We start from the raw sequence: 6433 nt of genomic DNA, 5'->3' as shown, positions 1-6433 counted from the left end.
GGTAATGGGGAGGGGGTAGGGGGAATTCAGAACGTAGGCGTAGGCGTAGGCGTGGGCGTGGGCGCGAGTGCGTACAGGAGTTGCGGATCGCCCGTCAGGGGGTGGCCGACGACCGTCGCCTTCACCCCGAAGACCTCGTCGATCAGCTCCGTGGTGAGCACCTCCTCAGGGGTCCCCGAGGCCACCAACTCGCCCTGGGACAGCACTCCGATGCGGTCGCACGCGGCCGCCGCGAGGTTGAGGTCGTGCAGCACGACCAGGACCGTCAGGCCCGAGCCGCGCAGGAGGGAGAGCAGCTCTATCTGGTGGCGTACGTCGAGGTGATTGGTCGGTTCGTCGAGGACCAGGATCTGCGGCTCCTGGACCAACGCCCTTGCCAGCAGCACGCGTTGACGCTCGCCGCCCGACAGGGTCAGTACGCCGCGCCGTGCGAGGCGGGTGAGGTCGAGGCGGGCCATCGTCCGCGCGCACAGCTCCAGTTCGCGGCCGCTGAGTGCCTGGTTGCCGCGCAGGTGGGGCGCGCGGCCCAGGGCGACGACCTCCTCCACCGTGAAGTCCAGGTCCACCGCGCTGTCTTGAGCCATCGCGGCGACGATCCGCGCGCTGTGCCGCAGGGGCAGCCGGGTGAGGTCGTCGACGCCGACCCGGACCACGCCGGAGGTCGGGCGCAGCGCGCGGTAGACGCACTTGAGCGCCGTGGACTTGCCGCTGCCGTTCGGGCCGACGAGGCCCACGATGCGGCCGGCGCCGACGTCCAGGGAGAGGTCCCTGACGAGTCGCTTCCCGTCGATGGCCACCGACAGCTCGTCGAGCGCGAGTCCCATTGCTGGTTCCGTCTCCGGCTCCGTTGCGGATTCCATCTCAACGCCCCCCGAAGACATAGCCCTTGCGCCGCATCAGCGCGATGAACACCGGTACGCCGACCAGTGCCGTGATGACGCCGAGGGGCAGCTCGCGCGGCGCCACCAGGGTCCGCGACACCAGGTCGACCCAGACCATGAACACCGCCCCGACCAGCGGCGCCACGGCGAGCACCCGCGCATGCGTGGCGCCGACCACCATGCGTACGAGATGCGGCATGACCAGGCCGACGAAGCTGATCGCACCGCTCACCGCGACCATCACCCCGGTGATCAGTGAGGCGAGGACGAGCAGGCCCTTGCGGTGCCGGTCGGGGCTGACGCCGAGGCTCGTCGCGGTCTCGTCGCCGAGCGCCAGGACATCGAGCGCGCGGCTGTACCGGTGGAGCAGGGCTGTACCGAGCAGCACGGCGACGGCCACGACGGGCAGCGCGCCCCAGGTGGCGGCGCCGAAGCTGCCCATCGTCCAGTACAGGACCATGCTGGTCGCCTCGCTGTCCGGCGCGAAGTAGATGATCACGCTCATCACGGCCTGGAAGCCGAGCGCCATGGCGACACCGGTCAGCACGAGCCGCAGCGGGGCGAGCCCGCCCCCGCGGGTGGCCGAGGCGGCGTACACCAGAAGCGATGCGACGAGCGCGCCGATGAACGCCCCCACGGACACCGCGTAGATGCCGAGCGCGGCGAGCCCGCCCGTGACGGTCACGGCGACCGCGCCCACCGAGGCCCCGGACGAGACGCCGAGCACGAACGGATCGGCGAGCGCGTTGCGCACCAGCGCCTGGATGGCGACGCCGACCGCACTCAGCCCGGCGCCCACAAGTGCCGCCAGGAGTACGCGCGGTGTGCGGATCTGCCAGATGATCTGATACGTCGTCACCTCACCGGCATCGATCTCACCACCGCTCAGCGCGGCCCACAGCAGCCGGGCGGTATCACCCGGCGACACCACGGCGGAGCCCATGCCGATGGCCACGACAACGGATACGAGAAGGCCCCCGAAGAGCACGGCACAGGTCACCGCGAGGCCCCCGCGGGAGGCGAGCCGGGCCTTCATCCCACCACTGGCCGATGGCTCGAGAGGAGGTGCTTCGGCTGCCGGGGTGGCGGCTGCCGTGGGGGAGGGTGCGGGCGGTGGCATCGGCGGCGCGCCTTTCAAGTCGGTTTGGATATACGGGAGTTGGCGTTGTGTAGCGTCGGGGGGCGAGCGCCCCGAAGGGGCGCGGGGAACTGCGCGACCAGCCACGATGGCGCCGCAGAAGAACGACACGACCCGGCAGAGCCCTCAGCCGGCGGTCCCCTCCTCCACCGCCCCAGCCCTCAGCACGAGCACCGCAGCCCCCAGCGCCAAGACCACCAGCGCCCCGAACGCCGCCGCGATCCCCGGATACCCCGCGAGCCCAAGGCCGAGCCCGCCCAGGGCGGCCCCCACGAAGACGCCCAGGCTCATGCCCGCGGAGTTGACGCTCAGTGCCGCGCCCCGCTGTGTGCCGCAGCGCCGGACGAGCAGGCTGACCACGCACGCGGCCACGACGGCGTGGCTCGCCGCGTGCACGGACGTCATGGCGAGCGCCAGCGGCAGCCAGTGCGTGAAGTAGAAGCCCACGACCGAGACGAGCGCGGCGACCAGGCCGATGGCCAGGAGACGCTCGGTGCCGATCCGTGGCTCGGCGGAGTTGGTGATCCGCCCCGTGAGGAGGTTGCTCACGAAGAACGACGCGCCGCTGAGCGTCCAGACGAACGCGAAGAGCCCGGGGTCGAGTTCGAAGCGGTCGTCGTAGTAGGCCGCCAGGTAGGAGAGGTAGCCCATGAACACCGCCGTGCGCAGCAGGGCGATCAGCAGCAGCGGCACGACACCCGGGATTGCCCCGAGCGCCTTGAACGAGGCTGTATAGCCCAGGCGTTGGGAGTCGGCCCGCTCGTCGAACGGCCTGTTTCTGCCGCGTACGAAGAAGACCGCGGCGAGCAGGAGCGACACGCCTGTCACGGCGAACAAGTCGCCCTGCCAGCCCCAGTACACCGCGGGCAGCGCGATGACGGGAGCCGCGAGCATGGCGGTCATCGACTGCGTCGCGGTGACGAGCGTCGCCGCGCGCCCCGCCGCCTTCCCGGAACCGAAACGGTCGGCCGCGGCCGCCGTCAGCGCCGGGTTGAGCACCGACGTACTGGCGCCGACGAGCAGACAGAACACGGCGAGCAGGATGAAGTCCCCGCTCGCGCCCAGCGCCGCCGACAGGCCGAGCGCGGCGAGACCGCCCGCGGCCGCCCACTCCTTGCGCACCCGGTCGATCAGCGGTGCAAGGGCGGTGCCCACCAACAGGGCCGCGAGACCGCCGAGTCCGCGAAGACCGCCGAGAGTGGCGACACTGCTGTCGGCGTCCTCCGCCATCGGCACCAGATACGTACTGAAGACGGTGAACGGCAGCAGTCCGACGGCGGACGCGACGAGGACGGGCCAGAGCGTGCGGGCCATCCGCAGATCGCCGGGCGGAGCGGCCTCGTCCGTGGACTTCGCCGTGTCGACGCTCACGCCGACTCCCGGTACTGGTACCGGTACATGGGCGTCTCGTCGGCGCTGAACTGCGAGAACGTGAAGGGCTCGGCGTTGAGCCCGGTGACCCCGCCGGGCAGGAACGCGCGGGCCACGGCGCTGCCGCTCTGTGCGTACACCACCAGCGGCACCTCGTGCTCGCGGCAGTGCGCGAGGATCAGGTCGAAGGTGCCGTTGCTCAGCGTCATGCCGGTGGCGACCACGGCGTCGGCCTCCCTGAGCACCTCCGTCATGTCGTCCGTGATCTCGTCGCCCCACTGGGTCGTACGGAGATTCAGATCGCAGGGCAGACAGACGCCGCCCCGCTCCCGTATCGCCGCCACCAGCGGATTGACCACGCCGATCAGCGCGACCTTCGCGCCGGGGCGGATGTCGAGCAGCCCGGCGATGGACGCGTCGCGCACCTTCGCCCGGACCTCCGGGGTGCCGGTCGGCAGCATGACGCGCTCGGCACGGGCGTCGTCGCGGTACGGGTTCACCTGCGCGAGATAGGCGTCGAGCGCGGCGATACGGACGGGCGTGGACTCGGAGCGCAGCAGCTTGCCGAGCGTGTGCCCAGAGGCGTTCTCGCAGAAGTCCGGGGCGAGTTCACCGGCCTCGAAGGAACAGGCACCGAAGGCCGTGCCGACCCGGAGCAGCAGATAGTGGTTGTGGTACGTGACGTCGCCGCCCGCGAGGCGGGTGGTGTTGTACAGCCAGAACGCGCTGGTGACGGAGAGGTCTTCGGGGTCGGGTCCGTAGGCGCCCGCCAGGACGGCTTCGGTGAGTTCCGCGACGCTGCGGGGGGTGCGCGGCGAGGGGCGTGACATAGGGGGTTCTCTCAATTTCCGATGGTGGATACGGTCAGCGGTCAGGAAAGATCGCGCCAGGAAGTGGTGGACCAGGGGTGCCTCAACTCGTCGAGTGAGGTGATCTCATGGGGTTTCAGGGTGTCGATGTCCTGGGCGTCCGCGTGTTTCGCGTACGCGCTCTCGACATAGCGGTGGCCCGTGTCCGCGGCGATGAAGACGTACGTACGGGAGTCGTCGCGGCGCTGTTCCCAGAGGGTGGACAGATAGGCGGCACCGGTGGAAAGCCCGGCGAAGATTCCGCTGCTTCTGAGCAGCGAGACGGCACCGGACAGGGCGCTCTCGAAGTTCACCCAGTGAATGCGGTCGTACGCGTCGTGCCGGACGTTCTCGAATGCGATGGCACTGCCGATTCCGGCGATGATCATGTCCGGGTCGGCGACGTTCTCCGAGCCGAAGGTGACGCTGCCGAAGGGCTGCACACCGACCAGGGAGACGTCCCGGCCCGCGTCGCGCAGATAGCCGGCGATGGCGCCGGTCGACGCCCCCGAGCCGACGCCGCCCACCAGGGCGAGCGGTCCGGCGGGCACCTCGGCGTCGATGGTCCCGGCGACATCGCGATAGCCGTAGTAATGGATGCTGTCGTGGTATTGCCGCATCCAGTGGTACGTCGGATTCGCCTCGAGGATCTCGGCGATGCGCCGTACCCGCAACTCCTGGTCGAGCCGGAGGTTCTGGGACGGCCGCACCTGTTCCAGGGTCGCGCCGAGGATCTCCAGCTGCACCCGCATCGTGCGGTCCACGGTCGTGGAACCGACGATGTGGCATTTCATTCCATAGCGGTGACAGGCGAGGGCCAGGGCCTGTGCGTAGATTCCGCTGGAGCTGTCGATGAGGGTGTCGCCGGGTTTCACGGCACCCGAATCAAGAAGGTGCTTGACCGCTCCGAGTGCCGAATAGATCTTCATCGTCTCGAATCGGAGACAGACCACGTCCGGTCGCAGGGATATGAGATCGGGTTTCTTCACAGCTTCGGCTATGTGGTCGTGCAAAGCCTGCCCCCTGTCGTTCGTCGAGCCGAGAGCATCACACTAGATGAAAATGATTGTCAAGACGGATAGGGCTGTGGCAGCCTGTGGGCGTGGAGACATCGATGCGCCGAGAGGGGACCCGTGAAGTCGAGAGGGAGCCTGTGGATCCGCCCCTGGAGACCGGGCGGTTCCGGCCTCACCCGTCGGGCCTAGGGTCTGCCGGAGTCGGAGTCGGAGTCGGAGTCGGAGTCGGAGTCGGAGCCGGAGTCGGAGCCGGAGTCGGAGCCGGAGTCGGAGTCGGCACCGCGTTCGGCACCTTCGGCGAGCTGCTTCAGGGTGTGCTGCCGGAGGAGGACGGGGACTTCCTGGTGACGCTGCCGGTGGCGCGCTGGACGATGGCGACGTTCCGCAGGGAGCCCGGCAGCTCCGCCGAGCTGACGGTCTGGCCGCCCCGCAAGACGAAGGCACTCCAACTGGCCCGCACCATCAGCGAGTTGGCGGCGGCCCGAACGGGCTCCCCCGTCGGCGGCACTCTCGCCATCAACAGTGTGATCCCGGAGGGCAAGGGTCTGGCCAGTTCATCGGCCGACCTGGTCGCGACGGCGCGGGCGGTGGGCCAGGCGCTGAACGTGGACATGCCGCCGGCCCGCATCGAACGGCTCCTGGCGCGCATCGAGCCCACGGACGGGGTGCTCTACCCGGCGATCGTGGCCTTCCACCACCGCAGCGTGCGGCTGCGCGCGATCCTCGGATCGCTGCCGGTCATGACCGTGGTGGGCATCGACGAGGGCGGCTCGGTCGACACGGTGGACTTCAATCGCATACCCAAGCCGTTCACCCTGGCCGACCGCCACGAGTACGCCCGTCTCCTCGACCGCCTGGCCTGCGCGGTCCGCCGCCGCGACCTCGCGGAGGTCGGCAGAGTCGCCACCCGCAGCGCCGAGATGAACCAACTCCTGCGCCACAAGTGGTCGTTGGAGCCGATGCGGGAGATCTGCCGGGAGGTCGGCGGCCTGGGCGTGGCCGTCGGCCACAGCGGTACGACCCTGGGAATCCTGCTGGACACCCGCGACCCGTCCTACACCCAGCGGGTCAGCGAGGCGGCGCGGGCGTGCGGGGAGCTGGGGGGTGGGGTTTCGGTGTATCGGACGTTGAGCTTCGCGAACTGTGCGGAGGGCTCCTGACCGGCGGCGATCCGCGGGT

At 69.9% G+C, this 6433-nt stretch carries 6 protein-coding genes; 1 reads left to right on the top strand and 5 read right to left on the bottom strand.

Going from position 1 to position 6433, the window contains the following annotated elements:
• Window positions 1–26: 26 nt before the first annotated feature.
• From E2651_RS19720 to E2651_RS19700, 5 genes are all read right to left on the bottom strand, one after another.
• Window positions 27–824: an ABC transporter ATP-binding protein gene (locus E2651_RS19720; RefSeq protein ID WP_135332498.1), complete on the bottom strand. Its 798-nt coding sequence runs from the start codon at window positions 822–824 to the stop codon at window positions 27–29.
• 37 nt (window positions 825–861) lie between these two features.
• Complete coding sequence (locus E2651_RS19715) at window positions 862–1917, bottom strand: iron ABC transporter permease (RefSeq protein WP_135332494.1); 1056 nt, start codon at window positions 1915–1917, stop codon at window positions 862–864.
• Window positions 1918–2145: 228 nt separating this feature from the next.
• Window positions 2146–3390, bottom strand: a complete 1245-nt coding sequence (locus E2651_RS19710) for an MFS transporter (protein WP_135332493.1) — start codon at window positions 3388–3390, stop codon at window positions 2146–2148.
• Window positions 3387–4220 (bottom strand): DUF364 domain-containing protein, encoded by an 834-nt coding sequence (locus tag E2651_RS19705; RefSeq protein WP_135332497.1) that lies wholly within the window; start codon window positions 4218–4220, stop codon window positions 3387–3389. The genes E2651_RS19710 and E2651_RS19705 overlap by 4 nt, the downstream gene beginning before the upstream one ends.
• Window positions 4221–4261: 41 nt before the next feature.
• Window positions 4262–5251, bottom strand: coding sequence for a pyridoxal-phosphate dependent enzyme (locus E2651_RS19700; RefSeq protein WP_135332492.1), 990 nt, complete (start codon window positions 5249–5251; stop codon window positions 4262–4264).
• A gap of 317 nt (window positions 5252–5568) precedes the next feature.
• On the opposite strand from E2651_RS19700, the gene E2651_RS19695 reads away from it, so the two are divergent.
• A complete protein-coding gene (locus E2651_RS19695; protein WP_245239018.1) occupies window positions 5569–6414 on the top strand; it encodes a kinase in 846 nt (281 codons plus the stop codon).
• The last annotated feature ends 19 nt before the right edge of the window (window positions 6415–6433 follow it).

Origin of the sequence: Streptomyces sp. MZ04, from assembly GCF_004684775.1 — a bacterium.
Taxonomy (GTDB): Bacteria; Actinomycetota; Actinomycetes; order Streptomycetales; family Streptomycetaceae; genus Streptomyces.
This window is presented reverse-complemented; position numbering and strand designations above follow the sequence as displayed.

Bases quoted from the DNA above. Each gene is read 5' to 3' on its own strand.
- E2651_RS19715 (WP_135332494.1), bottom strand. From the start codon at position 1,917: ATGAAGGCCCGGCTCGCCTCCCGCGGGGGCCTCGCGGTGACCTGTGCC.
- E2651_RS19705 (WP_135332497.1), bottom strand. From the start codon at position 4,220: ATGTCACGCCCCTCGCCGCGCACCCCCCGCAGCGTCGCGGAACTCACC.
- E2651_RS19720 (WP_135332498.1), bottom strand. From the start codon at position 824: ATGGGACTCGCGCTCGACGAGCTGTCGGTGGCCATCGACGGGAAGCGA.